Origin of the sequence: Roseomonas haemaphysalidis (genome assembly GCF_017355405.1) — a bacterium.
Taxonomy (GTDB): domain Bacteria; phylum Pseudomonadota; class Alphaproteobacteria; order Acetobacterales; family Acetobacteraceae; genus Pseudoroseomonas; species Pseudoroseomonas haemaphysalidis.
Genome location: NZ_CP061177.1, coordinates 160,571 through 186,387, shown reverse-complemented (window position 1 = coordinate 186,387; position 25,817 = coordinate 160,571). Strand labels below are relative to the sequence as shown.

Here is a 25,817-nt window from a genome sequence, read left to right as displayed (position 1 = left end):
CCGCACCCTTCCAGGAGCCCACCCCCCATGGTCCGACTCGACATCATCACCACCCGCGGCGGCGACGGCGGCCAGACCTCGCTGGGCGACGGCACCCGCGTGAGCAAGGACACCCTGCGGATCGAGGCGATCGGCGCGGTGGACGAATGCAACGCCACCCTCGGCCTGCTGCGCCTGCACACAGCGGGGGAGGAGGACGCGATGCTGGCCCGCATCCAGAACGACCTGTTCGACCTCGGCGCCGACCTTTGCGTGCCGGGCGAGGAGGGCGAGCGCCTGCGCATGGCCGACACCCAGTGCGCCCGGCTGGAGGCCGAGGTGGCGGCGATGAACGCGGCGCTGCCGCCGCTGCGTTCCTTTGTGCTGCCCGGCGGCACCGCCGCCGCGGCCCACGCCCACCTGGCCCGCACCAGCGCCCGACGCGCCGAGCGCGTGGCGGTGGCGCTGGCGGCGGCCGAGGCGGTGAACCCGGTGGCGCTGCGCTACCTCAACCGGCTGTCGGACCACCTGTTCGTGCTGTCACGCCGGTTGAACGCGGGGGCGGACGTGCTTTGGGTGCCGGGGGCGTCGCGGGGGTGAGCAAGGTCGGGGGAATGCATTTCCCGACCTTGCCCCGTACTCAAAAGATCCAGGAAAACGCCGCCATCCCGAACAGGCAGATCGCCACCAGCACGCCTGTCGCGAACAGGCAGCCGGCGATGGTCAGCCCCACGCCCCAGCCGGTGACGCGGCTGTCCTGCTCCACCACGCCCAGCGACATGATGATGGTGCCAAAGGCCGGCGGGCCGTTGGTGCCGGGGCCGGGCAGGATCAGCATCAGCGCGGAATAGGCGGTCAGCCAGCCCACCAGCATCTCGCCGGCGCGGCTGGTGAACCAGCCGGGGCGTGGGCGCAGCAGGCGTTCCACGCGCTTCAGCGGGCCGGAGGTCACGGAGGCGAGCCGCAGCAGGTCCGCCCGCCGCACCGTTTGCCGCGCCATGAAGCCCGGCAGGCGCGGCGTGCGGAAGCCCAGCCCCATCTGGATGCCCAGCAGCAGCATCGGCACGCCGAACACGCTGGCCATGCCCGGCAGCATGCCCGGCAGGCACAGGAGCAGGATCAGCAGCCCGAAGGCGCGCTCGCCAAAGGCTTCCGCCATGTCGCCCAGCGTGATCCGCTCGCCCGGGAAGCTGGCGGCGACCTCGGCGACGATGCGCGAGATCGGCGCGGCTGCCCCGCCTTCCGCCCCTGCAGGGGCAAGGCCGGCGGCGGACAGGGGCGAGGTCTGATGGGGCATCGTTGCTCCTGTTGCGCGCAAGGACCGGAAAGCGGCCGCGAGGGAGATAAGGCCTTCATCGGCCAAAATGAACCATCTGTCATGTTTTGCGACATGGCTCGCCACCCCCATCTGATCCGGCAGCCGGATGGGAGCGGGACATGCAAGCGGTGGACTTGGCGCTGTGCCTGGCGGTGGATGTGTCGGCCAGCGTCGATTTCGACGAATTCGGGCTGATGATCGGCGGCCTCGCCAACAGCTTCCGGCAGGAGCGGATCCGGCAGGCGGCGACCGGCGGGCCGCGCGGCGCCATCGCCGTGTCGCTGCTATTCTGGTCGGCGCAACAGGAACTGGCGGTGCCCTGGACCCGCGTGGCCGACGCCGCCGGCGCCGCCGCCCTGGCGGATGCCATCGACAACGCGCCGCGCCTGCCGCCGGCGGGCGCCACCGCGCTCGGCCCCGGCATGGCCGCCGGCCTCGGACTGCTGGGGCGGCTGGACGCGCAAGCCACGCGGCTGGTGCTGGACGTGTCGGGCGACGGCCGGCACAACCTCGGCCGCCCGCCGGGGCCGGTGCGCGACATCGGCGTGGCGGCCGGCGTGTCCATCAACGGCTTGGCGGTGCTGAACGAGGAGCCGGACCTCCTGGAACATTACGAGGCCGAGGTGATCGGCGGCCCCGGCGCCTTTGCCATGAGCTGCGCCGACTATGCCGACTTCGCGGATGCCATGGCCCGCAAGCTGTTTCGCGAGATCCGCGGCACGCTGGTGGCGTGATGCGAGCCGTTCGCAATTCGCTGGACCCTGGCCGGCGCCACGGCTAAGCCCGGACCATGTCGCCACCACCCGTCACCCTTGCCGAGATCCGCGAAGCCAGTGCCGGGCGCCTGGCCGCCGCCTTTGCCGGGCCGCCGGCGGAAGCCGCCCGCTGGATCGCCGCCGCCGCCCGCGCCGGCCATGCCGAGGCGGCGTTGCTGTTCGGCCAGATCCTGGCCGACGGGCGCGGCGTGGCGCGCGACCGCGCCGCCGCGCTGGGCTGGTTCCGCGTTGCCCACGCGGCGGGGGATGTGCGCGGCACCACCATGCTGGGCCGCTGCCACGAGCTGGGCTGGGGTGTTGCCACCGACTTCCCGGCCGCCGCGGCGCTGTACGCCCAGGCCGCCGCGCGCGGCCACGACTGGGCGCAATACAACCTCGCCACGCTGCATGTCCGCGGCGCCGGCGTGCCGCGGGACCGTGCCCGCGCGGTGGCGTTGTTCCGCGCCGCCGCCGCGCAGGGCCACGCCAAGTCGCTGACGGTGCTGGCGCGCTTTCTGGAAGAAGGCTGGGACGACGCCCCGCGCGACCCCGCCAGCGCCCGCAGGCTTTACGCCGCTGCCGCCGAGGCCGGCGATTGCCGCGCGCAATACAGCCTCGGCACCCTGCTGGTGGAGGATGGGCGCCTGCCGGAAGCCCTGGCCTGGTTCCGCCGCGCGGCGGATGGCGGGCCGCCGGATGTGCGCCGGGCCATGGCAGCACGGCTGGCGGCGCGGCCGGAAGCGGCGTTGCGCGACTTCGCGGCGGCGCTGGCGCCCTGAACCACTGTTCCGGCGGGGGCGGCCCGCTTCACACCATGCCGGCCTTCTCGCATTCCGCCGGCGGCGTCGCTTCCCGCGCCACGTTCAGCAGCAGGCGCCGCAGCCAGGCATGGCCCTGGTCCGCCTCGAAGCGGCGGTGGAACACCAGCGACAACCGGGTGTGGCGGGTGGCCACGGGGCAGGGCTGCAGCGCCAGCCCGTGCGCGGCGGCCATCTGCCGCGCCAGGCGGGCGGACAGGGCCATCACCATGTCGGTTTCCCGCAGGATGGGGGGCACGGCGGCGAGGTGCGCCACCACGGCGCCCAGGCGGCGGGGGTGCCCGGCTTCGCGCATCGGCCCGTCCAGCGCGCCTTCGCGCGACCCGTTGGGGGAATGCAGCAGGTGGGGAAAGGCGGCGAAGCCTTCCACCGTCATGGGCCCCCCGGCCAGCGGATGCCCGGCCCGCATCATCACCAGAAAGGCCTCGGGCAGCAGGCGCAGGCGGGTGAACAGCGCCGGCGGTTCCGCCAGCATGCCGATGACCAGCTGCGCCTCGCCCTGTTCCAGAAGGGCCAGGGCATTGGTGCGGTCGGCATGCTGGATGGCCAGCAGCACCCCCGGCGCGTCCCGCCCCAGGTGTGCCAGCAGGGGCGGCGCCAGCACGGCCTCGGCGTATTCCGAAAGCCCCAGGCTGAACACGCGGTCCGAGGTGGCGGGGGCGAAGGGCGCGTGCGCGGCCAGCGTTTCGCGCAGCCGGTCCAGCACCTCGGCCACCGGCTGGGCCAGGGACAAGGCCAGCTCGGTCGGCTCCACGCCGCCGGGGCGGCGCAGGAACAGCTCGTCGCCCAGCGCCTGGCGCAAGCGGGTCAGCGCATTGGACACGGCGGGCTGCGACAGGTGCAGCTGCTGCGCCGCACGCGTCACGTGCCGCTCGCGCGCCACCGCGTCGAAAACCCGCAGGAGATTGAGGTCGAGGCTGGACAGGTCGGCCATTGATGCCGGTGATGATGGCCGTTCCGGCGCGGCGTTGGAAGCGCGCACGGGTTTGGCCGTGCCTGGGCCGGCGGCGACCGTTCGGCCAAGCACCCCGCCCGGCGCTGGGCCGATGCTGCGCCGCTTGTGCCGCGCGGCGGCATGGCGCCGCTGTTGCCGGCTCCGCGCTGATGCGGTGCGCCGATACGCCCCCGGGCCGGAGGGGTGGGGAACTGGGCGGGGGGCATGCCCGCCGTCCGGGCGTTTGCCGAATTCAGCCATGCCTGGGCCATGCCCGCCCGCCGCGCTATCCTGGCCCCGCGCCGCAAGGGATGCCGCCCCGCATGACCAAACCCGCCGATCCGCTGCTGCTGCTGGAAACGGCGATCGCCGCCGACATCCACAACGGTGCCTTGCCGTCCGGCAGCTGGCTGAAGCAGATCGTGCTGCAAAAGCGCTATGGCTGCAGCCGCGGCGACGTGCGGCGGGCGCTGGACCGGCTGGCGGCGCAGCGGCTGGTGGTGCAGCTGCCCAATTGCGGCTACCGCGTGCACGGGCTGGACACCGCGCGGCTGGACGAGCTGCGGCAGGTGCGCCGCATCCTGGAAGGCGCCGCCGCCGAGCTGATGCTGGGCCGGGCCGATGCCGCCGCGCTGGAGCGCCTGCGGCAGCTGGCCGGGGCTTTTTCCCGCGCCGTGCAGCATGGCACGCTGCTGGACCAGCATGAAGCCAACCAAGCCTTCCACGCCGCGCTGCTGGCGCTGTGCCCCAATGCCGAGCTGGTGCGGCTGATCCGGGAACTGCGGCTGCGCATGCCCTCCGCCGTGGTCACGCAATGGCCGGAAGCGGGCTGGGCCGAGGAATCCGCCCGCCAGCACCACGCCATGGTGGAAGCGCTGGCGGCGGAAAACGGCACGGCGTTCCGCGCCGCGGTCTGCGCGCATATCCGCTCGGCGGCCGTGCCGGCGGCGGCGGCGCCCCCGTCCCGGCGCCGGGGCGGGCTGGTGGCCGCCGGTTGACTTCGAAATTGGTACCAGTTCTGATGCGCCGCCGCTTTTCAACCGATGTCAGGAACCCACCATGACCGCCTTCCGCCCGACCCGCCGCTGGCTGACGCGTGCCGCGCTGGGGGCCGCCGCCGCCGCGCCTGCGGGGGGCTGGCTGCAAGCCGCGCTGGCCCAGGGGTCGGGCGCCGTGGCGGGTCTGCTGCGCATCGGGCTGGCGGCACCCAACACCACGCTGGACCCGCACTTCCAGAGCAACGCGCCCAACAACGCCGTCAACAGCCACATCTTCGACGCGCTGGTGACCAACGACGCCAAGTCCGGCTCCCGCCCCGGGCTGGCCACCTCCTGGCAGGCGCTGGACGACACGCACTGGGAATTCCGCCTGCGCCCCGACGTGCTGTTCACCGACGGCACCGCCTTCACGGCGGAGGACGCCATCGCCTCCATCCGCCGCGCCAACGACCTGCCCAGCACCTCCTCCTTCCGCACCTATACCCGCAGCATCAAGGCGATGACGGCGCCCGACCCGCTGACCCTGCGGATCGAGACCAGCGGCCCCGACCCGCTGCTGCCCAATTCGCTGAGCCGCATCCGCATCATCAGCGCCGACCACAAGGACGCGCCGACCACCGAGTTCAACAACGGCAACGCGGCCATCGGCACCGGCCCGCTGGTGCTCAAGGAATACGTGCCCGGCAGCCACCTGCGGCTGTCGCGCAACGACAGCTGGTGGGGCGGCCGGCTGCCGTGGAACGAGGTGGTCCTGCGCGTCGTGACCGATGACGGCGCGCGGCTGGCGGCGCTGCTGTCGGGCGACCTGGAGCTGATCGAGGCGGTGGCCAGCCAGGGCGTGCAGCGCGTGCGGCAGAACAGCCGCTTCCACCTGATCCGCGGCATCTCCTCGCGCTTCGTGTACTTCGCCATGGACCAGAAGCGCGACGTCACGCCGTTTGTCACCGGCCACGACGGCAAGCCGCTCGACAAGAACCCGCTGCGCGACCTCCGCGTGCGGCAGGCGCTGTCCATGGCGGTCAACCGCCAGGCGCTGGTGGAGCGGGTGATGGAAGGCGATGCCGTGATCGCCAGCCAGTTCCTGCCCAAGGGCGGCGCCGGCACCTCGGACAAGCTGGAGCCGGTGGCCTTCGATGCCGCGCGTGCCAAGGCCCTGCTGGCCGAGGCCGGCTATCCCGACGGCTTCCGCATGACCATCCACGGGCCCAACGACCGCTACGTGAACGACAGCAAGATCGTGCAGGCGGTGGCGCAGATGTTCACCCGCATCGGCGTGCAAACCCAGGCGGAGGTGATGCCGTGGTCGGTGTATTCCGGCAAGAACCCGCAGGGGGAGTTCAGCATGTCGCTGTCCGCCTGGGGGGTGAACACGGGCGAGACCTCCAATCCGCTGAAGGCCCTGGTCGCGACCTACGACCGCGCCGCGGGCATGGGCGCCAGCAATTCCGGCCGCTATTCCAACCCGGCGCTGGACAAGCTGGTGCAGCAGGCGCTGCTGACCATGGACGAGGCCGCGCGCAACGCGCTGCTGGCCCAGGCCAGCGAGATCGCCTTCACCGACTGCGCGCTGCTGCCGCTGCACCACGAGGTTTCGGTTTGGGCGGCCCGCAGCGGCATCACCTATGAAACGCGGGCGGACCAGTACACGCTGGCGACGGGCATCAGCCCGGCCTGAAGCGCCGCTGTCACGCCAACAGGGCCGGGGGAATGAATGCCCCCGAACCCCCTTCTTTTCGCTGCCTGTCCTGCCGTCGCGCCGCTGCGGCGGGGCGCCACGCCCGCCACCCGGGCGCCCGCACAACAGACAGAAGAAAGAAGGGGCCCGGGGACTTCGTTCCCCGACCTTCCCCTTTTTCTCCCCCCGACCAAACGCAGGACCGCCATGACCGACGCCCCCGCCACGCCTGAAGCGACCGCCCGCGCGCGGGCCATCTACGACCTCGGCCCCACTGTCATCTTCTCCTGCCGGTCGGACCCGCGCTTCCAGTACTGCCTGTACGTGCCACCGCAGGTGGGCAAGGGCAGGAAGGTGGACCTGCTGGTGGCCGTGCACGGCACGGGGCGCACCTCGTTCCTGGAATTCCGCGACGGCTTCTCGGAATTCGGCAAGTGGAACGACGTGGCGGTGCTGTGCCCGATCTTTCCGGTCGGCGTGCGGGGGGATGGCGCGCGCAGTGGCTACAAGTACATGGCGGAAGGCGACATCCGCTACGACCTGTTGCTGCTGGAGATGGTGCGGGAAGTGGCAGAGAAGTACGACCAGGACTGGTCGCGCTTCGCGGTGTTCGGCTTTTCCGGCGGCGGGCATTTCGCGCACCGCTTCGCCATTCTGCACCCGCAGACGCTGTGGGCCGCCAGCATCGGCGCCGCCGGCTCCGTGACGCTGCTGGACGCGGACAAGAACTGGTGGGTCGGCATCCGCGACCTGCGCGAGCGCTTCGGCATCACCTTCGACCGCGAGGCGCTGGCCAAGGTGCCGGTGCAGATGGTGGTGGGGGATGCCGACCTGGAAACCTGGGAGATCACCCACAAGCCCGGCGGCACCTACTGGATGGAAGGCGCCAACGACGCCGGCGCCACGCGGCCCGAACGGCTGAGGTCGCTTGCCGCGTCCTTCGAGAAGGCGGGGGTTTCCGTGCGCTTCGACCTGGTGCCCGGCGTGTCGCATGACCGCATCAAGGTGCTGGACCGGGTGAAGGACTTTCTGGCCGACGTGCTGCGCGCGCGGCGGGGGGCGTGAGCATGCCCGGCATGATCGTGGCGCCGCAGCCCGAGGCGGTGGAAGCGGGCGCGGCCGTGCTGGCGCGGGGCGGCAACGCCATCGACGCCGCCATCGCCTGCGCCTTTGTGCAGGGCGTGGTGGACCCGCTGATGTGCGGCATCGGCGGCTTCGGCTCCATGCAGGTGTTCATGCCCGGGCGCGGCGTGCACGAGGTGCTGGAATTCTACGCCCGCGCCCCCCTGGCCGCGACAGCGGACATGTGGGCGGACAAGCTGCAGGGCCAGTCGCGCGACGGCTTCGCCTTTCTGCTGGAAGGCGGCATCAGCGAGCAGGGGCACCTGGCCGTCTGCACCCCAGGCAACGTGCGCGGCTATGCCGAGGCGCTGTCGCGCTACGGCACGCTGGACTGGGCGGATGCCATGGCGCCGGCCATCGCGCAGGCCCGGCGCGGCACCATGGTGCGGCCGCACATGCACTGGTTCTGGTCGCAGGACCAGGGCGGCAGCGGCCAGGTCAACACCGCCAACAAGCTGCGCCTGAGCGAGACGGGGCGGCGCGTCTACTTCAACCCCGACGGCTCGGCGCTGCGCCCTGGCCAGATGCTGCACAACCCCGACATGGCCCGCACGCTGGAGCGGCTGGCCGCCGGCGGGCCCGAGCTGTTCTACCACGGCGAGCTGGCCGAGCAGATCAGCGCCGACTTCCGCGCCAAGGGCGGCTTGATCGGCATGGAGGACCTTGCCGCCTACAGGCTTTCGGTCGTGGCGCCGATCTGGGGCAGCTACCGCGGCCACCGCATCTCCACCACGCCGCCGCCGGCCAGCGGCCTGTCCATGCTGCAGATCCTGCACATGCTGGAGCACTTCGACCTCGCGGCGCTGGGCCACAACAGCGCGGCGCATGTGCGCCTGCTGGCGGAAGCCATGAAGCGCATGACGGTGGACAAGGACACCCACATGGGCGACCCGGAATACGTGGACGTGCCGGTGGAACGCCTGATCTCCCGCGACTACGCCGCCGAGCAGGCGGACAGCATCCGCCGGGGCGAGCGCGCGTCCGTCAAGCGCGTGGACCGCTCGCAGCGCGACACCACGCATGTTTCCGTGGTCGACCGGCACGGCAACTGCGTGGCGCTGACGCACACGCTGGGCAGCCCGTCCGGCGCCATCACGGAAGGGCTGGGCTTCATCTACAACGGCACCATGAGCCGCTTCGACCCGCGCCCCGGCCGCGCCGGCTCCATCGCGCCGGGCAAGCGGCGCTCTTCCTCGGCGGCGCCCACCATCGTCTTCGCGGGGGATGCGCCGCGCATCGTCATCGGCGCGCCGGGCGGCTCCTACATCGCGCCCGCCGTGGCGCAGGGCATCATGAACGTCGTCGATTTCGGCATGGGCATGCTGGAAGCCGTGGCGGCGCCGCGCGTGGTCGCGGTGTCGGACACCATCGACGTGTCCAACCGCGTGCCGCTGGCGGTGACGGACGCGCTGGAAGCCGATGGCTACGCCACCAAGCGCAATCCGCAGGGCTACGCCTTCGCGGCGCTGCACGGCATCCGCGTCGAGGGCGGGCGGCTGGACGGCGGCGCCGACCCGCAGCGGGACGGCATGGCGATGCGCGTGGACTGAAGGCCCCGGCCTTTACCCTTCGGCAAGCGGAGGCGTCGCAGATTGATGCTTCCGATTGCACTGAGGGGGCACCATGCGTATCCGTACCGTCTTCCTGGCCTGCTTCTGCGCGGTGGCCGTGCCGGGGGCGGCAGCCTCGATCTGGCTGTCCGCTTCCTCCTGGTCCGGCTGGCAGCGGGCGGAGCAGGCACAGGCCGCCACCCGCGCCGTCAGCACGGCGCAGCGCGCGCAAACCGCCGTGGCGGTCGAGGTGGGGGGCTTCGCGTCCCAGCTGCGCTCCGCCACGCCGGACATCGAAACCAGCCGCCTGTCCGCGCCGCGCACCGACCAGGCGCTGCAGGACGCCATCAGCAGCGCCACCGAGGGCGGCTTCCAGGTCGAGGCCGCGCGCATCGTGCAGCAGCGCGTGCTCGCCATCCGCGAGCGGGCGATGGCCGAGATGGCCAAGCCGCTGGCGGCGCGTGACGCCAGCATGCCGAACCAGACGCAGGAGGTGCGCAACCAGTCCGTCGACGCGATGCGCCGCCTGGGCGCCGAGGCGGCCGAGCGGGTGTTCGAAACCTCGCCCACCGCCGCCCTGCTGGTCGAGATCGCCAGCGGCGCCATGGACTTCCGCGACATGATCGGCCGCCGCAGCGTGCCCGTGACGGCCTGGATCGGCGGCCTGCCCGTGCAGCCGCAGACCTATGCGGAGATGCACCAGCTCACCGGGCGGATGGAGCAGTCCTGGGCCGGCATGCAGCGCCTGATCGCGGCGCTGCCCGGCAACGCGCCGCTGCAAACCGCGGTGGCCGCGCAAAAGGCGATCCAGGCGCAGTCCGAGCCGCGCTGGCGCCAGATGGTGGAAGTGGCGCGCGACGTGCTGGCGGGCGGGGCGGCGAACTGGAACACCACGGTGCCCGAGTTCCGCCCCTGGTCGCTGCGCTCGCAGGCCGACATCCTGGCGCTGCGCGACGTGGCGCTGGATGAGGCGATCACGCAAACCAACACCCTGTCCAGCCGGGCGCGGCTGACGTTCCTGCTGGCCGGCCTGCTGGCGGTGGCGGTGTGCGGCATCGCCGCGGCGGCCATCGTGCTGTTGCTGCGCCGCGTGGTGCTGCCGCTGCAGGCGCTGACCGGCAGCGTCACGCGCATCGCGCAGGGCGAGCTGAGCATCGTGGTGCCCGGGCGCGAGCGCGCCGACGAGCTGGGCGAGATGGCCGCGGCGGTCGAGACGCTGCGCGCCGGCTCGGCCGAGCGGCAGCGGATGGTGGCGGAGCAGCAGGAAGGCCAGCGCCAGCAGATCGCCCGCGCCGCGCGGGTGGACGGCCTGCTGCGCGACTTCGAGGAGGAAACCGCCGGCGTGCTGCGCGCCGTCGCTTCCGCCGCCACGGAGATGGACGCCACGGCGGCCGGCATGGTCGACATCGCGGCCAGCGGCAACAACCGCGCGGCGGCGGTGGCGGGCGCGTCGCAGCAGGCCAGCGGCAATGTGCAGACGGTGGCCGCCGCGGCGGAAGAGCTGTCGGCCTCCATCGCCGAGGTGGCGCGCCAGGTGCGCGACGGCGCGGCCCGCGCCCAGCAGGCCTCCCAGGCGGCCGAGCACACCGACCGCACGGTGCGCGGGCTGTCCGAGGCCGCCGGGCGCATCGGCGACGTGGTGCAGTTGATCACCGGCATCGCCAGCCAAACCAATCTGCTGGCGCTGAACGCCACCATCGAAGCGGCGCGCGCCGGCGAAAGCGGCAAGGGCTTCGCCGTGGTGGCGGGCGAGGTCAAGAACCTGGCCAGCCAGACCGCCAAGGCGACGGAGGAGATCGGCCAGCAGATCGCCGGCATGCAGGCCGAAACCGCCCGCACCGTGCAGGCGATTGGCGACATCGCCCGCATGATCCGCGAGCTGAACGAGGCGACCGGCCTGGTGGCCGAGGCCGCCGGCCAGCAGGCCGAGGCGACGCGTGAGATCGGCCACGCCGTGGCGCAGGCTGCCGCCGGCACGGAGGAAGCATCCCGCCATGCCGCCGGCGTCAGCGAGGATGCGGAGCGCACCGGCCGCGCCGCCGCCGAGGTGCGCGGCGCCGCCGGCGAGCTGGCGCAGCGCGCGGAAGGCCTGCGCGGGCGGATGGACGACTTCCTGGGCGCGCTGCGGGTGGCATGACGCCGGCCGGGCGCAGGGTCGGGGGGAGGAAACTCCCCGGCCCGCGCCTGTTCCCGCGTGCCGGGGACGCACGACCACGGTTCGGAAAAGGCGACTGCTTTGGCAGTCGCCTTTCTCTGTTCACCCTGCGGCTTCCGGAAAACGGGCCGGAAGGAACGTCCGGGCATTGCTGCCCGAACCCTTTGCGTCCCTCGCCTCAGTGATGCAGCGGCGGGTGTTCCAGCGGCGGCAGGCCCAGCTCCACCGGCATCAGATCCGCCACCGGCGGCAGGGCCGACGCATCGGCCACATGCAGGGCATCGGCCCAGTCGGTGGCCGGCACCGTGCCGCCATGGTCCAGCGCGATGTCGGCCCAGGGCAGGGCGGCGGCGGGCGGCTCGGCCGGCGCATCGGGCATCACCGGCGGGGGCGGGGGCTGCACGGCCAGCGTCACGCTGTGCCAGGTGGATTCGGCACCGCCGCTGTCCTGCAACTGCACGCTGACGCTGCGCTCCCCCGCCACCAGCCCGCCGGGCGCCGCTGTTTCCAGCACCATCGACTGCAAGACGGCCGCATAGGTTTCCGGCGGCGCGGCGCCATGCAGCACCAGCCGGCCGCTGCCGGCATCGAAGCCGCCTTGCAGCAGCTCGATGCCGGTGTCGCCGATCATCAGGTGCCCGTCCGTGCGATGCAGGTTGAAGCCATCAAAGCCCAGGTGGTCGCCGCCCTGGCCGCCGCTCAGCGTCACCACGGCACCGCCCAGCTGCGGGCTGTCCACGTCCTGCGCCTGCACCTGCGCCAGCACGGGCGCTTCCGCCGTGCCGCCGGCCGCGGGCGGCGCCGCCACCAGCGACAGCACCGGCGCGTCGTTGACGGCAGCCAGCGTCACCGTCAGGTCGCGGCTGGAAAAGGCACGGGCGCCGTTGCCGACTTCCTCGCTGCCGGCTTGCACGTTGAGGTGCAGCGTGCCGTTCCAGTCGGCCGCCGGCAGCAGCCGCAGGCCGGGCAGATCGCTGGCCGCCACGCTCCAGGCGCCATCCGGCTCCGCATGTCCGGCCGACAGCGCGAAGCCCGCCGGCAGCCCGTTGATGCGCAGGTCCAGCAGCCGCTCGGACCCGTCCGTATCGACCAGCGCGGCGCTGATCGGCAATTCCAGAGCGTGGTCCTCGGTGCCGGTGGCATTTCTCACGGACAGCAGGGGCGCGTCGGCCACAGGCGCCACTTGCAGCTCCAGCATGCCGGTGGTGCTGGCTTCCTCGCCGCTGGCTCGTTCGGTGGCCACGGCGGTCACGGCCAGGGTCAGCGTGCCGGAGAAATGCGCCGGCGGTGTCAGCGTCAGGTTGTCCAGCTGCGCCGGCAGCAGCAGCCAGCTGCCATCCGCCTGGCGGCTTCCGGCCGACAGCATCGCCCCCGCCGGCACGCCCCGCAGCAGCACGCGGGACAGGGTTTCGGACCCGTCCGCATCGGCCGGCGCCGCGACAATGGACAGCGCCAGCGGCGCGTCCTCCTGGCTCGTGGCGGCGGATAGCGCCAGCAGCGGCGCATCGGCCACGGGGCGCACGGTCAGCAGCATGTCGTGCGTGGCACTGCTGGCGCTGCTGCCATCGGCTTCCGTACCGATGGCGGTGAAGGACAGCCTCAGCGTGCCGGAAAAGTCGCGGGGCGGCTGAAAGCCGAGCCCCGGCACCGCCTCGCCCGGAATGGTCCAGCTGCCGTCGCCATGGTCCGTGCCGGCGGTGAAGCGGCTGCCGGCCGGTACGCCGGACACGCGCAGCGTCAGGGTTTCCGATCCGTCGAGGTCCAGCAGCTGCGCCCGCAGGTCCAGCGGCAGCACGCCATCCTCCAGCCCGGCGGCGGTGGCGGCCACCTCGATCAACGGCGTGTCGGCCACGGCATCGACCACCACCGCGAAGCCGGCACGGCTGCTGGCGGTGCTGCCATCGGCGCCCTCCATGGCATGCGCCACCAGGGTCAGCGCCATGCGGCCGCTCCAGTCGCCCGGCGGCGACAGGCTCAGCCCGGCCAGCTGCGCCGGCGTCAGGGTCCAGCTGCCGTCGCCGTTGTTGATGCCGGCCGACAGCCGCGAGCCCGGTGGCAATCCTTCCAGCACCAGCGACAGGATTTCCGAGCCGTCCCGGTCGGCCAGCGCGGCGCTGAGCGCCAGCGGCACCGCCTGGTCCTCGGTGCCATGCGCGTCCTGCACCGACAGAACGGGCGCATCGGCCACGGGGGCGATGTCCAGCGACAGCACAACCGCGGTGGTGCGGCTGGCGGCGCCGGGGTCCTGCGTGACGGCCGAGACGGTGAGCGACAGCGGGCCGGAGAAATGCTCCGGCGGCAACAGCCGCACGGTGCCGAGCTGCGCCGTGGCCACGGACCAGCGCCCGTCGCCATGGTCGGTGATGCCCTCGCCCTCGGCGATGCGCGCGCCCGGCGGCAGGCCGGACAGGGTGACGGACAGCAGCTGCTCGCTGCCATCGGCGTCGCCCGGCGAAACCTGCAGGTTGAGCGCCACGGCCGTCCCTTCCCGGGCCGCGCCGGGGGCTGCGGTGATGCGCGCGGCATCCGTGTCCGGCGCCACGGACAGCGTCAGCGCCTGCTCCGTGCTCAGGGTGGTGCCGTCCGGCTGCACCGCCAGCCCGCGCAGCAACAGCCGGATGTCGCCGCTGAAGTCGGCCGGCGGGTGCAGCAGCAGCCCGTCCAGCTCGGCGGGCGCGACGATCCAGGCGCCGCTGTCCGGATCGCGCACGCCGGCGGACAGGCTGGCCCCGGCCGGCACGCCTTCCACCCGCAGCCCCAGCCGCTCGGCATGGCCGTCGAGGGCGCTGCCCGCCAGGGTGACGTGCAGCGCCAGGGCCGTGTCTTCCTGCCCGGCCCCGGCGCTGGCCAGCAGCACGGGCGGCAGCGGCACCGTGGGCGAGGGCTCGCCGCCATCTCCCGTGCCGCCGTCCCCCGTGCCGCCGCCGGGTGGCGGTGCGACATGCAGCCGCAGCGTGGTGCCGGTGACCGCCCGGTCGCCGCCGCGTTCCTCGGCCATGGCGTCCAGCCGCAGCGAAACATCGCCGCTGAACCCTGCTGGCGCGCGGATCGCGAGGCCGGGCAGGGCGTCGGCCGGCACCAGCCAGCCCTGCGCGCCCGCCGGCCGCCCGGCGGACAGCTGGAACCCGTCCGGCAGGTCGCGCACCCACAGCCACAGGGTTTCCGAGCCATCCGTGTCGGCCAGCCGCGCGTCCACCGCCAGCGGCACCCAGTCGCCGCCCTGGCCGGCGGCATCGGCCGCGCTCAGCAGCGGCGCGTCGGCCACGCCCGCCGGCTCCACCAGCATCCGGCCGCCGACCTCCTGCCATGCCTCGCCGTCGCGCAGCGTCATGCGGACGGTCAGGGCGATGGCGTCGTCGCTGTCGGGCGGCGGCTGCAGCGTCACGCCGGCCATGCGCGCGGCATCGATGCGCCACAGCCCGTCGGCATCCGGGGCCACCACGCTGCCATCGGCCAGCCGCAGCACCGCGCCGGGCGGGATGCCGCCCAGCACCACCTGGCCCACCACCTGCTCCGACCCGTCGCGGTCGCGCAGCCCGGGGTCCAGCCGCAGGGCGATGGGCTGGTCCTCGGCACCGCGCATGACGCCCCAGTCGCCGGAATGGCCGTCCATGCCGCCCACCGCCGGCGTGTCCACCACCCCTTCCACGACCACCGGCAGGATGGCGGTGGTGCGGGCCTGCGCGCCGTTGGCGCTTTCCTGCGCGATGGCGGTGACGCGCAGCGCGATGGTGCCGGAGAAATCCGCCGGCGGCAGCAGCGACACGGTGCGCGCTTCCTCCGCCGTCAGCGACCATTGACCGTCGCCGCGCCAGGTGCCGGCGGACAGCCGCGCGCCCGGCGGCAGGCCGCCCACCAGCACGGACAGCGTTTCCGAGCCATCCGTGTCGCGCAGCGCGGCACCGAGGTCGAGCAGGACGGGGCTGTCTTCCCGCCCGCTGCCGCCGGCGCCCGCCACCACCGGCGCATCCGCCACGGCGTAGACGCGCACCGCGAGGTCGGTGGGCGGGCTTTCGGCGCGGCTGCCGTTGGGCTCGGCCGAGATGGCGGAGATGCGCAGAACGAAGTCACGGTCCGAATCGCGTGGCGGGGTGATGCTGAGGCTGCCCATGGTGTCGGGGCGCACCAGGATGCTGCCATCCGCCTCGGCGACCAGGACGGTGCCGCCGGCGCGCACCACCGCGCCCGCCGGAACGCCGGCCAGCCGAAAGGCGACAATGCTTTCCGACCCGTCCAGATCCGTGGTGAGCGCGCTGGCGTGCAGCGCGATGGCGCTGTCCTCGGCGCCCGCCACGCCACCGGTGCGCAGCACGGGCGTGTCCGCCACGCCGGCCACCTGCACCGCGAAGGCGGCGGTGGTGGTGGCGGTGCTGTTGTCGTGGTCCGACGCCACGGCCTTCAGCGTCAGCGCGATGCGGCCGGAGAAGTCCTTCGGCGGCAGCAGCATCAATCCCGAAAGGTCGCCCGCCCCCAGCGTCCAGCTGCCGTCGGCGGCGCGGCTGCCGCGCGACAGGCTGGCCCCCGCCGGCACGCCGAGCAGGCTGACCGACAGCGTTTCCGATCCGTCCGTGTCGCGCAGCGCGGCGCCGAGCGTGAGGCCGATCCACTGGTCTTCCAGGCCGCTGCTGTCGGCGGCGGTGGCAACCGGTGCATCGGCCACCGCGACCACGGTGACGGCGTAGCTGCCGGTCACGCTGCGGCTCACCGTGATGCCGTTGCCGGTGTCGGACAGCGTGGTGGTGATGCGCAGCGTGAAGTCGGCGTCGCTGTCGTGCGGCGGCGTGACGCTGACCTGCCCGGCCCGCAGCGCGGCGGTGGACACCTGCCACACGCCGGCCGACAGCTCCGTGCCCTGGCTGAGCCGCGCGCCAGCCGGCACGCCGGCCACTTGGCTGAAGGCCGCCCAGGTTTCGGAACCGTCGGTATCCGGCGTGGAAAAGCTGGGCCGCAGCACGATCGCGGTGTCTTCCTTGCCGCTGGTCTTGCCGCTGATGCTGCCGGCATCGACCACCGGGTCGAGGCTGACGGTGAAGCTGGCGCTGGTGCCGGCGCTGGGCCGGCCGTCCGCGCCTTCCGTCGCGATGGCCGTCAGCGTCATGCTGAAGCGGCCGGAGAACTGCGACGGCGGCGCCATGGACAGCGTGGCCAGCTGCGCCGGCGACAACAGCCAGGAGCCGTCCGCCTGCCGCGTGCCGGCACTGAGGTTGGCGCCCGCCGGCACGCCGGACAGCCGGAAGCTCAGGGTTTCCGACCCGTCCGTGTCGCGCAGCGCGCCGCCCAGCCCGGCCAGGCGCAGCAGCGTGTCCTCGCTGCCCTGCTGGTCGGCCACCGTCACCAGCGGCGCATCCGCCACGGCGCCCACGGCCACGGTGTGGCGGCCGCTGACCACGCGGCTGTCGGTGGTGCCGTTGCCGCTGTCGGTCAGCACGGTGGTGATGGTCAGCACGATGTCGGCATCGCTGTCGGGCGGCGGGGTCAGGAACACCTCGCCCGCCCGCAGCGCCGCGGTCGGCACCTCCCACTCCCCGGGCGCGACGGCGCGGCCGTGGCTGATGCTGGCGCCTTCCGGCACGCCGGACAGCCGCGACACCGCCGCCCATTGCTCGGAACCATCGGTGTCCGGCGTGAAAAACACCGGGCGCAGCAGGATCGGGCTGTCTTCCCAGCCGCTGCTGCCGCCGCCGATGCTGCCGGCATCCGCCACCGGGTCCAGCCGCAGCGTAAAGCCGGCCGAGGTCGCCGCGCTGGACGCGCTGTCCCCCTGCTCGGTCGCCACCGCGGTCAGCGTCAACGCGAAGCTGCCGGACAGGTTGGCGGGTGGCGTCAGCTCGGCCACCGCCAGCTCGGCCGCCGTCAGCCGCCAGGAGCCGTCCGGCTGGCGCGTGCCCGCAGTGAGGCTGGCGCCGGCCGGCAGGCCATCCAGCAGGAAGCTCAGGGTTTCCGACCCGTCCGTGTCGCGCAGCGCCCCGCCAAGGCCGCTCAGGCGCAGCGGCACGTCCTCCTGGCCCTGCAGGTCGGCCACGGTGAGCAGCGGCGCGTCGGCCACCGCGCGCACCACCACGCGCACCTCGGCTTCCGTGTCCCTCCGGTCCTCGGCGCCGCCGCCCTGGTCGATGGTGGTGACGGTGAACAGCAGCCGCAGGTCGGCGTCGCTGTCCGCCGGCGGCCGCACCGCCAGCCCGCCCGCCTGAAAGGCGGCCAGCGGCACTTCCCAGGTGCCGGGCGATACCTCGTGCCCGTGCGACAGCGCGGCCCCTTCCGGCAGGCCACGCACCACCAGCACCTCGCCGAAGCGCTCGGACCCATCGGTGTCGCGCAAGGCGAGCGTGCCGCGCAGCGGGATCCAGCTGTCCTCGTCGCCCTCGCCGCCGGCCTGCAGCACCGCGCCGTCGGACACGGCGGCGATGCGCACGGTGAAGGCGGCCTCGCTGGTCGCGGCGTCGCCATCGGCTTCGTGCGCGGTGGCGCGCAGGGTCAGCGCCAGCGTGCCGCTCTGGTCCGCCGGCAGCCACAGGCGCAGCCCGTCCAGCTCGGTGGCCAGCAGGCTCCAGCTGCCATCCGCCTGGCGCGTGCCGGCCGACAGCCGGGCTTCCTCCGGCAGGCCGAGCAACGCCACGGACAGGCTTTCCGACCCGTCCGTATCCGCCAGCGCCGCTGAAAGATCCAGCGCCACGCTGCCGTCTTCCAGACCCGCCGCATCGGCCGCCCGCACAAGCGGCGCGTCGGCGACGGCGGCCACCTGCACCTCCAGCGCCAGCGACACGGGCTGGCTGGCGCCCTCGCCATCGGCATCGCGCAGCACCGCTTCCAGCCGCAGCGCGATGGAGCCGCTGGCATCCGCCGGCGGGCGGATGGCCACGAGGCCGGCGGCCAGCGCCGCCTGGCTCACCACCCAGCGGCCATCGCCCAGCGCCTCGCCCTGGTTCAGCGCGGCGCCGGGCGGCACGCCCTGCACCAGCACCGTCGCGTCCCAGGATTCCGAGGCGTCGCTGGACTGGCCGAACTGCACGTCCAGCGCGATCCACTGGTCTTCGCTGCCGGCGGCCATGCCGGCCAGCACGGCGCCGTCGACCACCGGCGCTACCTTGACCACGAAGGGCACCTCGCTGCTCGCGGCATCGCCGTTCGCTTCGCGGGCGGTGGCGCGCAGCGTCAGCTCGATGTTGCCGGCGAAGTCCGCCGGCGGCGTCAGCGTCAGGCCGGGCAGGTCTCCGGCGGCCAGCAGCCAGGAGCCGTCCGCCTGCCGCGCACCCGCCGACAAGCTGGCACCGTCCGGCACCCCGAACAGGTTGAGCACCAGGGTTTCCGCACCGTCGGTATCCGCCACCGAAGCGGAAAGATGCAGGGCGATGGCGGCATCTTCGAACCCTTGCGCTGAATCGGCGGCAACGAGCGGTATCTGCGCGACCGGTGCCGGAACGGCGGGTGGCGGTTCGGGCTCGACCGGTGGAGCTGGATCGACCGGCGTGGGCTCGGGCTCAACTGGCGGGGTTGGATCGACCGGCGTGGGCTCGGGCTCAACCGGCGGGGTCGGATCGACTGTCGTGGGGTCGGGTTCGACCGGCGGGGTCGGATCGACTGGCGTGGGCTCCGGCTCAACCGGCGGGGTCGGATCGACTGGCGTGGGCTCGGGCTCAATCGGCGGGGTTGGATCGATCGGCGTGGGCTCAGGCTTGACCGGTGGGATCGGATCAACCGGTGTGGGCTCGGGCTCGGGCTCGACCGGCGGGATCGGATCGACCGGCGTGGGGTCGGGTTCGACCGGCGGGGTTGGATCGACCGGCGTGGGCTCGGGCCCAGCCGGTGGGGGCGGCTCGACTGGCGTGGGCTCGGGCTCAGCCGGTGGGGTCGGATCGACCGGCGTGGGCTCGGGCTCAACCGGCGGGATCGGATCAACCGGTGTGGGCTCAGGCTCGACCGGCGGGGTCGGATCAACCGGTGTGGGGTCGGGTTCGACCGGCGGGGTTGGATCGACCGGCGTGGGCTCGGGCCCAGCCGGTGGGGGCGGCTCGACTGGTGTGGGCTCGGGCTCAACCGGCGGGATCGGATCAACCGGTGTGGGCTCAGGCTCGACCGGCGGGATCGGATCAACCGGTGTGGGCTCAGGCTCGACCGGCGGGATCGGATCGACCGGCGTGGGCTCGGGCTCAGCCGGTGGGGTCGGATCGACCGGCGTGGGCTCGGGCTCAACCGGCGGGATCGGATCAACCGGTGTGGGCTCAGGCTCGACCGGCGGGGTTGGATCGACCGGCGTGGGCTCGGGCTCAGCCGGTGGGGTCGGATCGACCGGCGTGGGCTCGGGCTCAGCCGGTGGGGTCGGATCGACCGGCGTGGGCTCAGGCTCGACCGGCGGGGTCGGATCAACCGGTGTGGGATCGGACTCAACCGGCGGAGTCGGATTGAGCGGCGTAGGGGCAGGCTCGACCGGCGGGGTTGGATCAACCGGTGTAGGACCGGGCTCAACCGGTGGGGTCGGACCTGAAGGTGCAGGCCCGGGTTCGGCAGGGGGCACCGGATCGACGGCTGGCGGGGGCGGGCTGACCGGAGCGGGGGCGTGTTGCAGAGGTGGCGAGGCATCGGCCGGCAACGCATCGGCAGGCACTGGCCGCGGGGTGGCGACCGGCGCGAGCCCGTCCGGCATCGCGGGTGCAGCCGGGGCGGCCGGTGACGCGGCGGCGGTCTCGGCCTCCGCGGCGGGTGGCGGGGGGGTCAAGGCCGCCGGGGAGCCGGTGGCGCGGCGCGGCGTGGCGCTCGCGTCCGGCACCGTGGCGGCGGGCGTGGGTACCACGCTCGCAACCGGCGGTGCCCGTTCCGGCACCGCCTCGTCCAGGGGGGGCGCCACCGCCAGCCGCGCCAGGCCGGCCGGGATGGCGGCTGCGGCCGGCCGCGCCAGCCCCGCCGGGGCCGCCACTGGCAGCACGGTGTCCGCCACCGTGGCATGGTCGGCCACCGGATGCTGCTCCAGCGCCGCCACTGTGGCCGGGGCCGCCGCGTCGGGCCGCCGCAGGGGCGCCGCGTCCGCTTCAGTCGTCCGGGTGCCGCTGGCGGGGGCGGCCTGCACCGCCGCGATGCCACCGGCGGCGATGGTGCCGCCCACCAGCGCGTGGCCGACATCGCCGCCCTGCGGGGTCATGCGCTGCACGGCGCGCAGCAGGCGCAATGCCTCGGCGTCGACGACGCTGGTTTCCTGGGCTGTCGCGGGCTTGGGGTCGGCCATGGGGCGTGCTTTCAGCGCTCGTGGAAGGAGGCTGCCACCGCCGAATAGATCGGCTTCAGCAGGTACTGCAGCACCGTCTTGGTACCTGTGGTGATGTCCGCCTGGACGGTCATGCCGGCGGCCAGCCGCGCGTGGCGCGGGTCGTGGCCGACATGCTGCTGGTCCAGCGCGATGCGCGCGCGGTAATGCGGCTGCCGCTGCTCGTCGAAGAAAGTGCCGGCGGAGATCCGCTCCACCCGCCCGGCCACCGCGCCAAAGCGGGCGTAGTCGAAGGCCTGCACCTTGACGTGCACCTCCTGCCCGGGCGCGATAAAGCCGATGTCGCGCGGCGCCAGCCGCACGTCGGCCACCAGGGAAGCGTCAAGCGGCATGATCTCGGCCACCAGCGCGCCGGGCTGCAGCACGGCGCCGGGACGGTGCACCGCCAGGCCACGCACCACGCCGCCGATCGGCGCGCGCAGCACGGCGCGGGCCGCCCGCTCGTCCAGCCGGGCCACCACCTCGGTGCTTTCGGCGATCTCCAGCGCCACCCGGGCGGCTTCACCGCGCGCCTCGTCGGCGGCGGCGGATTGCAGCTCCGTGACGCGTGCCTCGGCTTCCGCCAGGGCCCGGCGGGCGGCATCGCCCTGGCCCACCAGGCGGTCGCGCTCGGCCTGCGCGCCCATCAGCAGGCGCCGGGCTTCCAGCACCGCCAGCCGGGTGGTCAGCCCGTCGCGCGCCAGCCCTTCGCGCACCGCCAGCTCGCGCTGGTGCAGCGCCACCTGCGCCGCCACGGCGGCGGCCGAGGCCGCCAGCGTCGCCAGCTCCGCCCGCCGCTGCGCCACCTGCTCGCGCAGAACGCCGCGCCGGTCGGCCAGGGCGCGCAGCTTGGCTTCCAGCGCGGCGCGCTGCGGCGCCTGCTGCGTGCCGGCGGGCAGGCGCGGCATGCCACGGGCATCGCCCTCGGCGGCGGCGGCCAGGCGCTGGGCCTGCAACAGCTGCGACTCCAGGCGGGTGCGGGCCTGCGACAGCTCGGCCAGCACCGCCACGTCGTTCAGCCGCACCAGCGGCTGCCCGGCGTCCACGCCCTCGCCCTCCTCCACCAGCACGGCGGCGACGATGCCGCCTTCCAGGTGCTGCACCGGCGCGGGCGCGGCGGCGGGGGCGATGTCACCCAGCCCCACCGCCACTTCCGGCACGCGCGTCACGGTGGCCCAGCCGATGGCCAGCGCCACCAGCACCGCGGCGCCCACCACGACCGCGCGCTCCAGCCCCTGCACCCGCACCTCCTCCAGCGCCAGCACGTGGCTGTCGGGGCGCTGCAGGCGGCTGGCGCGCGGCAGCTCGGGCAGGGGCGGCGGCGGCTCGGGCCGCAGCGCCCCGGGCGGCACGGACATGTTCATCGGCCGGCTCCAGAAGGGCTGAATACGGGGGTGCGCTGCGGGGCGGCGCCGGCGGCGGGGCGCGCCAGCTCCTCCAGCTGGCCGTCGCGCACGCGCAGCACGCGGTCGGCCAGCTTCACGTGGCTGGGGCGGTGGGTGGCCATCAGGATGGTGCAGCGGCCGCGCCGGCTGGCGATCACGTCGGTGAAGGCCTGCGCGCAGGCATCGTCCAGCCCGGCCACCGGCTCATCCAGCAGCAGGATGGGCGCGTCGCGCAGCAGCGCGGCCGCCAGGGCGATCCGCAAAAGGATGGAACGCGGCAGGCTGCCGCTGCGATTGTCGCCCACGCGGGTGTCGAAGCCCTGCGGCAGGGCCTCGATCGCCGCCAGCACGCCGGCTTCCGCGGCGGCGCGCCGCAGCACGCTGTCGGACGCGGTGGGATGCGCCAGCCGCAGGTTCTGTGCCACGGTGCCGTACAGCAGCTCGGGCTTTTGCGGCACCCAGCCGATGTTGCGCCGGAGCACCGCCGGGTCGAAGGCGCGCACGTCGTGGCCGTCGATCCGCACCACGCCGCCCTGCGGCCGGTACAGCCCGGCCACCAGCAGCAGCAGGCTGGACTTGCCCGCGCCCTCGCCACCCACCACCGCCACCACCTCGCCCGGGCGGATGGACACGCTGGCGCCGGCCAGCACCGGCTCGGCCTGCGCGAGGTAGCGCAGAGTGACGCGATGGAACACGATCTCGCCCCGCTCGGGCGGCGCCATGCGCGCGTCCAGCGGGTCCGGCCGCTCGCTTTCCAGCGCCATCAACTGGTCCACCTGGCGGATGGAGGCCTGGGTCTGCTCCCAGCGGCTCAGCATGGTGAAGCCGGTTTGCAGCGGCCCCAGCACGCGCCAGATCAGCATCATGCCGGCGATCAGCGCGCCCGCGGTCATGGCCCCGCCGAACACCGCCAGGACGCCGGTGACCACGGCGGCCAGCCCGGACAGCGTGACAATGGCCTGCGACGCCAGCAGCACCGCGCCCGACAGCGTGGCGGCATGGGCCGAGGCCACGGCGGCCGCGGCGGCCGCGGCGGCGTAGCGTTCCACCCAGCGCCCTTCGGCACCGGCGAGCTTCAAGGTGCGGGCGGCTTCCAGCGCCTCCACCGCCAGCGCCTCGCGCGCCTGGCTGGCGCGGGCAGCATCCGCGATGGCCAGCCGCAGCGGCGCGCGGGTCAGCAGAAACAACAGGCCGAAGGCGCAAACCGTGCCCACCGGCACCAGCGCGATCCAGCCGCCCAGCGCCAGCATCAGCGCCAGCACCACCAGCGTGAACGGCAGGTCCAGCACCGCCACGGCGAAGGCGCCGGTCAGGAACTCGCGGATCGCCGCGAAGTCGCGCAGCCGCGACACCTGGGACGCGGTGCCGGCGCGTTCCACCAGAGCGGTGGGCAAGGACATCAGCTGCGTGAACACGGCGCCCGACACCAGCCGGTCCAGCCGCTCGCCGATGCGCAGCAGGGCGCGCTGGCGCAGGCTGCGAAAGGCGGCCTCGCCCAGCACCGCGCCAGTCACGCCCAGCGCCAGCATGGGCAGCGTGGCGGGGCTGTGGCCGGCGATGATGGTGTCGAACACCGCCATGGCGAAGGCCGGCACCGCCAGCCCCAGCACCGCCATCAGCCCGCTGACGCCGAGCAGCGCCGGCAGGTCGCCGTGGAAGCGCCGCGCCACGCCGGCGAACCAGCCCTGGCGCGGCCGCGCCGCCAGGGGCGGGGCGCAGCACAGCAGCAGGCCGCGCAGCGCGGAAGGCGGGCAGGGCGCGGCACCGCCGCCCGGCTCGGCACGCAGCAGCCGGCCCTGCTCGTCGGCATACAGCACCGCCGCCGGGCGGCCGGGCGCCAGCAGCATGGCGGGCAGCAGCTCCGCCGGTGCCCGGCCCCCCCGCAGCCGGTGCAGCCGGGTGGGAAAGCCCAGCACCGCCAGGCTGTTGCGCAGGTCGGTCAGGTCGATTTCGGGCTTGGCATGCGGCAGCGCCGCCAGCAGGTCGTCCTCGCCGCCGCGCCAATCGAGCAGCCACAGCAGCAAGGGCAGGCAGCGCGCCAGGTCGGACGGCGCCAGCAGCGTGTCCGGCAACGCCACCAGGCGGCGGCGGTCGTCCTCGCCGTCATCATGGCCGGGGGCGGCGGGGGGCCTCATGCCTGCGGCTCCGCCGGCCGCAGCAGGCCGGCGCGAATTTCCAGCACGCGGTCGGCGGCGGACAGGATGGAACGGCGGTGCGTCACGATCACCACCGTCACCCGGCCGCGCAGCCCGGCCAGCAGCCGCGACAGCCGCAGGTCGCCATCCGCGTCGATCTGCGTGGTGATGTCATCCAGCAGCAGGATGCGCGGCGCTTCCACCAGCGCGCGCACGATGCCGATGCGCTGCACCGCCCCGCGCGACAGCGGCATGGCGGCGATGCCCACCGGTGTGTGCCAGCCGCCCGGCAGCCCGGTGGCCACCTGGTCCAGCCCCAGCTCGGTGGCCAGGCGCAGCGCGGCGGCCTCCATCCGCGGCTGGTGCAGCGTCAGGTTCTGCAGCAGCGTGCCGCGCACCAGCGCGACATCGGGCGGCACCAGCGCCACGCGGCGGCGCGCCTCGCCCAAGTCCGCCGCCGCCAGGTCCTGGTCGTCGATGCAGACCTGCCCGGCGGTGGGCTGCAGGTCGCCGGCCATCAGCCGCAGCAGGGTGGAGCGGCCGGTGCCGTTGGCGCCGGTGATGCCCACCAGCTCGCCCGGCCGCGTGTCCAGGCTGGCACCGTCCAGCAGCGGCACGTCGTGCCCCGGCGTGCGAAAGCCGACGCCGCGCAGCGCCAGCCGCCCCTCGGCCACCCGCAGCGGCGGGCGGTCGGGCCGGCGCTCCTGCGGCAGGGTGCCGATCTCGGCCACGCGGTGGCGGCTTTCGGCCAGCGACTGCAGCCGGGACCACAAGGCGATGCCACCCAGCAGCGGCTGCATGGTGCGCCCCACCAGCATGGTGCAGGCGCCCAGCCCGCCGACGCTGAGCTGCCCGTCCAGCACCATCATCGCGCCCAGGCTGGCAACGCCCACGGTGGCCAGCTGCGCCAGCAGCAGCCCGCCTTCCTGCCCGGCGGCGGTGGCCAGGCCCAGCGCCCGGCGCAGCTCGGCCGAGCCGCTTTGCAGCCGGTCGTAGCGCCGTTCCAGCAGCGGCTCGGCGCCCAGGATTTTCATGGCGTTGATGCCGTGCAGCGTGTCGAACAGGAAGTTGAAGCGGCGCTCCTCGGCCATCGCCAGGGCATGCGCGGCGCGCCGCACCCGCCGCCCGGTCAGCACCGCCAGCAGCGCGATGCCGCACAGCAGCGCCAGCGGCACCAGCACCAGCGGGCCGGCCAGAAACCACATGCCCAGCAGGTAAAGCAGCGCGAAAGGCAGATCGAGCATGGCCTGCAGCGCCGGGCCCGACCAGGCCTCGCGCAGCGTGCCGATCGCCGACAGCCGCTCGGCGTAGTAACCGTTGCCGTGGGCTTCCAGGTCCGCCAGCGGCGCCTGCAGCAGCCGCTGCATGGCTTGGCGGTGGGTTTGCGCCTCGGACGTGGCGGCGACGCGCGCCAGGATGCGGCCGCGCACGTGGCGCAGCGCCGCTTCCGCCAGAATGGCGCCGGCGACGGCCAGTGCCAGCACCAGCAGCGTGCCGCCGGCGGCATTGGGCAGCACGCGGTCGTAGATCTGCAGCAGCATGATGGGCAGGGCCAGCGCCAGCAGCGTCACCAGCAGCGTCGCCAGCAGCACCGGCGGCAGGAACGTCCAGCCGAAGCACCGCGCCATGGCGCCCACCGGCCGGGTCAGCCAGGGCGCGCCACGGGTGGGCGAGGGCAGCGCGTCAAACATGTCCGGCCTCCCGCCGCTGTGTCAGGCGGGAGTTAAAGAATCGGCAGGCTTAAGATTTGATGAAGTG

General features: G+C 74.0%; 14 protein-coding genes. 8 read left to right on the top strand and 6 right to left on the bottom strand.

Translation table 11 applies throughout. From position 1 onward, the window contains the following. The first annotated feature begins 27 nt into the window (after window positions 1-27). Window positions 28-579 carry a cob(I)yrinic acid a,c-diamide adenosyltransferase gene (locus IAI59_RS00800; RefSeq protein ID WP_207417713.1) on the top strand — a complete coding sequence of 184 codons (552 nt, stop codon included), beginning with the start codon at window positions 28-30 and terminating at the stop codon, window positions 577-579. A 40-nt stretch (window positions 580-619) separates the two neighbouring features. Here IAI59_RS00800 and IAI59_RS00795 read toward each other — a convergent pair whose 3' ends face one another. Next, window positions 620-1,276 carry an exopolysaccharide biosynthesis protein gene (locus tag IAI59_RS00795; protein WP_207417712.1) on the bottom strand — a complete coding sequence of 219 codons (657 nt, stop codon included), beginning with the start codon at window positions 1,274-1,276 and terminating at the stop codon, window positions 620-622. A 140-nt stretch (window positions 1,277-1,416) separates the two neighbouring features. Here IAI59_RS00795 and IAI59_RS00790 point away from each other — a divergent pair, with 140 nt between their 5' ends. Together IAI59_RS00790 and IAI59_RS00785 are read left to right on the top strand one after the other, a co-directional pair. Further along, window positions 1,417-2,031: a DUF1194 domain-containing protein gene (locus tag IAI59_RS00790; RefSeq protein ID WP_207417711.1), complete on the top strand. Its 615-nt coding sequence runs from the start codon at window positions 1,417-1,419 to the stop codon at window positions 2,029-2,031. Window positions 2,032-2,087: 56 nt separating this feature from the next. Continuing rightward, a complete protein-coding gene (locus tag IAI59_RS00785) occupies window positions 2,088-2,831 on the top strand; it encodes a tetratricopeptide repeat protein (protein ID WP_207417710.1) in 744 nt (247 codons plus the stop codon). 28 nt (window positions 2,832-2,859) lie between these two features. On the opposite strand, the gene IAI59_RS00780 is transcribed toward IAI59_RS00785, so the two are convergent. Next, window positions 2,860-3,804 (bottom strand): LysR family transcriptional regulator, encoded by a 945-nt coding sequence (locus tag IAI59_RS00780; RefSeq protein ID WP_207417709.1) that lies wholly within the window; start codon window positions 3,802-3,804, stop codon window positions 2,860-2,862. Between the two features lie 323 nt (window positions 3,805-4,127). Here IAI59_RS00780 and IAI59_RS00775 point away from each other — a divergent pair, with 323 nt between their 5' ends. From IAI59_RS00775 to IAI59_RS00755, 5 genes are all read left to right on the top strand, one after another. Beyond that, the gene (locus IAI59_RS00775; RefSeq protein WP_237180745.1) at window positions 4,128-4,802 is read left to right on the top strand and encodes a GntR family transcriptional regulator; all 675 of its coding nucleotides are present in this window, start codon (window positions 4,128-4,130) and stop codon (window positions 4,800-4,802) included. A gap of 61 nt (window positions 4,803-4,863) precedes the next feature. Beyond that, window positions 4,864-6,477, top strand: coding sequence for an ABC transporter substrate-binding protein (locus IAI59_RS00770; RefSeq protein WP_207417706.1), 1,614 nt, complete (start codon window positions 4,864-4,866; stop codon window positions 6,475-6,477). 207 nt (window positions 6,478-6,684) lie between these two features. Then, entirely contained in the window at window positions 6,685-7,542 is an 858-nt protein-coding gene (locus IAI59_RS00765) for an alpha/beta hydrolase (RefSeq protein WP_207417705.1), read from the top strand. Window positions 7,543-7,544: 2 nt separating this feature from the next. Further along, window positions 7,545-9,149: a gamma-glutamyltransferase gene (gene ggt / locus IAI59_RS00760; protein WP_207417704.1), complete on the top strand. Its 1,605-nt coding sequence runs from the start codon at window positions 7,545-7,547 to the stop codon at window positions 9,147-9,149. Between the two features lie 73 nt (window positions 9,150-9,222). Beyond that, complete coding sequence (locus IAI59_RS00755) at window positions 9,223-11,286, top strand: methyl-accepting chemotaxis protein (protein WP_207417703.1); 2,064 nt, start codon at window positions 9,223-9,225, stop codon at window positions 11,284-11,286. A gap of 196 nt (window positions 11,287-11,482) precedes the next feature. Here the strand turns inward: IAI59_RS00755 and IAI59_RS00750 are convergent, their stop codons facing one another. Genes IAI59_RS00750 through IAI59_RS00735 form a run of 4 tightly spaced genes read right to left on the bottom strand, consistent with a single transcriptional unit; the run spans window position 11,483 to window position 25,750 of the window. Beyond that, window positions 11,483-20,521 (bottom strand): Ig-like domain-containing protein, encoded by a 9,039-nt coding sequence (locus IAI59_RS00750; protein WP_207417702.1) that lies wholly within the window; start codon window positions 20,519-20,521, stop codon window positions 11,483-11,485. A gap of 11 nt (window positions 20,522-20,532) precedes the next feature. Further along, window positions 20,533-21,903: an HlyD family type I secretion periplasmic adaptor subunit gene (locus tag IAI59_RS00745; RefSeq protein WP_207417701.1), complete on the bottom strand. Its 1,371-nt coding sequence runs from the start codon at window positions 21,901-21,903 to the stop codon at window positions 20,533-20,535. Beyond that, window positions 21,900-24,059, bottom strand: coding sequence for a peptidase domain-containing ABC transporter (locus IAI59_RS00740; RefSeq protein ID WP_207417700.1), 2,160 nt, complete (start codon window positions 24,057-24,059; stop codon window positions 21,900-21,902). Before IAI59_RS00740 ends, IAI59_RS00745 begins: the two co-directional genes overlap by 4 nt. Further along, window positions 24,056-25,750, bottom strand: coding sequence for a peptidase domain-containing ABC transporter (locus IAI59_RS00735; RefSeq protein WP_207417699.1), 1,695 nt, complete (start codon window positions 25,748-25,750; stop codon window positions 24,056-24,058). The genes IAI59_RS00740 and IAI59_RS00735 overlap by 4 nt, the downstream gene beginning before the upstream one ends. Window positions 25,751-25,817 lie beyond the last annotated feature (67 nt).

Excerpts from the sequence above, each read along its gene's own strand:
- IAI59_RS00750 (WP_207417702.1), bottom strand. The coding sequence starts at position 20,521 with ATGGCCGACCCCAAGCCCGCGACAGCCCAGGAAACCAGCGTCGTCGAC.
- IAI59_RS00735 (WP_207417699.1), bottom strand. The coding sequence starts at position 25,750 with ATGTTTGACGCGCTGCCCTCGCCCACCCGTGGCGCGCCCTGGCTGACC.
- IAI59_RS00770 (WP_207417706.1), top strand. The coding sequence starts at position 4,864 with ATGACCGCCTTCCGCCCGACCCGCCGCTGGCTGACGCGTGCCGCGCTG.
- IAI59_RS00775 (WP_237180745.1), top strand. The coding sequence starts at position 4,128 with ATGACCAAACCCGCCGATCCGCTGCTGCTGCTGGAAACGGCGATCGCC.
- IAI59_RS00780 (WP_207417709.1), bottom strand. The coding sequence starts at position 3,804 with ATGGCCGACCTGTCCAGCCTCGACCTCAATCTCCTGCGGGTTTTCGAC.
- IAI59_RS00785 (WP_207417710.1), top strand. The coding sequence starts at position 2,088 with ATGTCGCCACCACCCGTCACCCTTGCCGAGATCCGCGAAGCCAGTGCC.
- IAI59_RS00740 (WP_207417700.1), bottom strand. The coding sequence starts at position 24,059 with ATGAGGCCCCCCGCCGCCCCCGGCCATGATGACGGCGAGGACGACCGC.
- IAI59_RS00745 (WP_207417701.1), bottom strand. The coding sequence starts at position 21,903 with ATGAACATGTCCGTGCCGCCCGGGGCGCTGCGGCCCGAGCCGCCGCCG.
- IAI59_RS00755 (WP_207417703.1), top strand. The coding sequence starts at position 9,223 with ATGCGTATCCGTACCGTCTTCCTGGCCTGCTTCTGCGCGGTGGCCGTG.
- IAI59_RS00765 (WP_207417705.1), top strand. The coding sequence starts at position 6,685 with ATGACCGACGCCCCCGCCACGCCTGAAGCGACCGCCCGCGCGCGGGCC.
- ggt (WP_207417704.1), top strand. The coding sequence starts at position 7,545 with ATGCCCGGCATGATCGTGGCGCCGCAGCCCGAGGCGGTGGAAGCGGGC.
- IAI59_RS00800 (WP_207417713.1), top strand. The coding sequence starts at position 28 with ATGGTCCGACTCGACATCATCACCACCCGCGGCGGCGACGGCGGCCAG.
- IAI59_RS00795 (WP_207417712.1), bottom strand. The coding sequence starts at position 1,276 with ATGCCCCATCAGACCTCGCCCCTGTCCGCCGCCGGCCTTGCCCCTGCA.
- IAI59_RS00790 (WP_207417711.1), top strand. The coding sequence starts at position 1,417 with ATGCAAGCGGTGGACTTGGCGCTGTGCCTGGCGGTGGATGTGTCGGCC.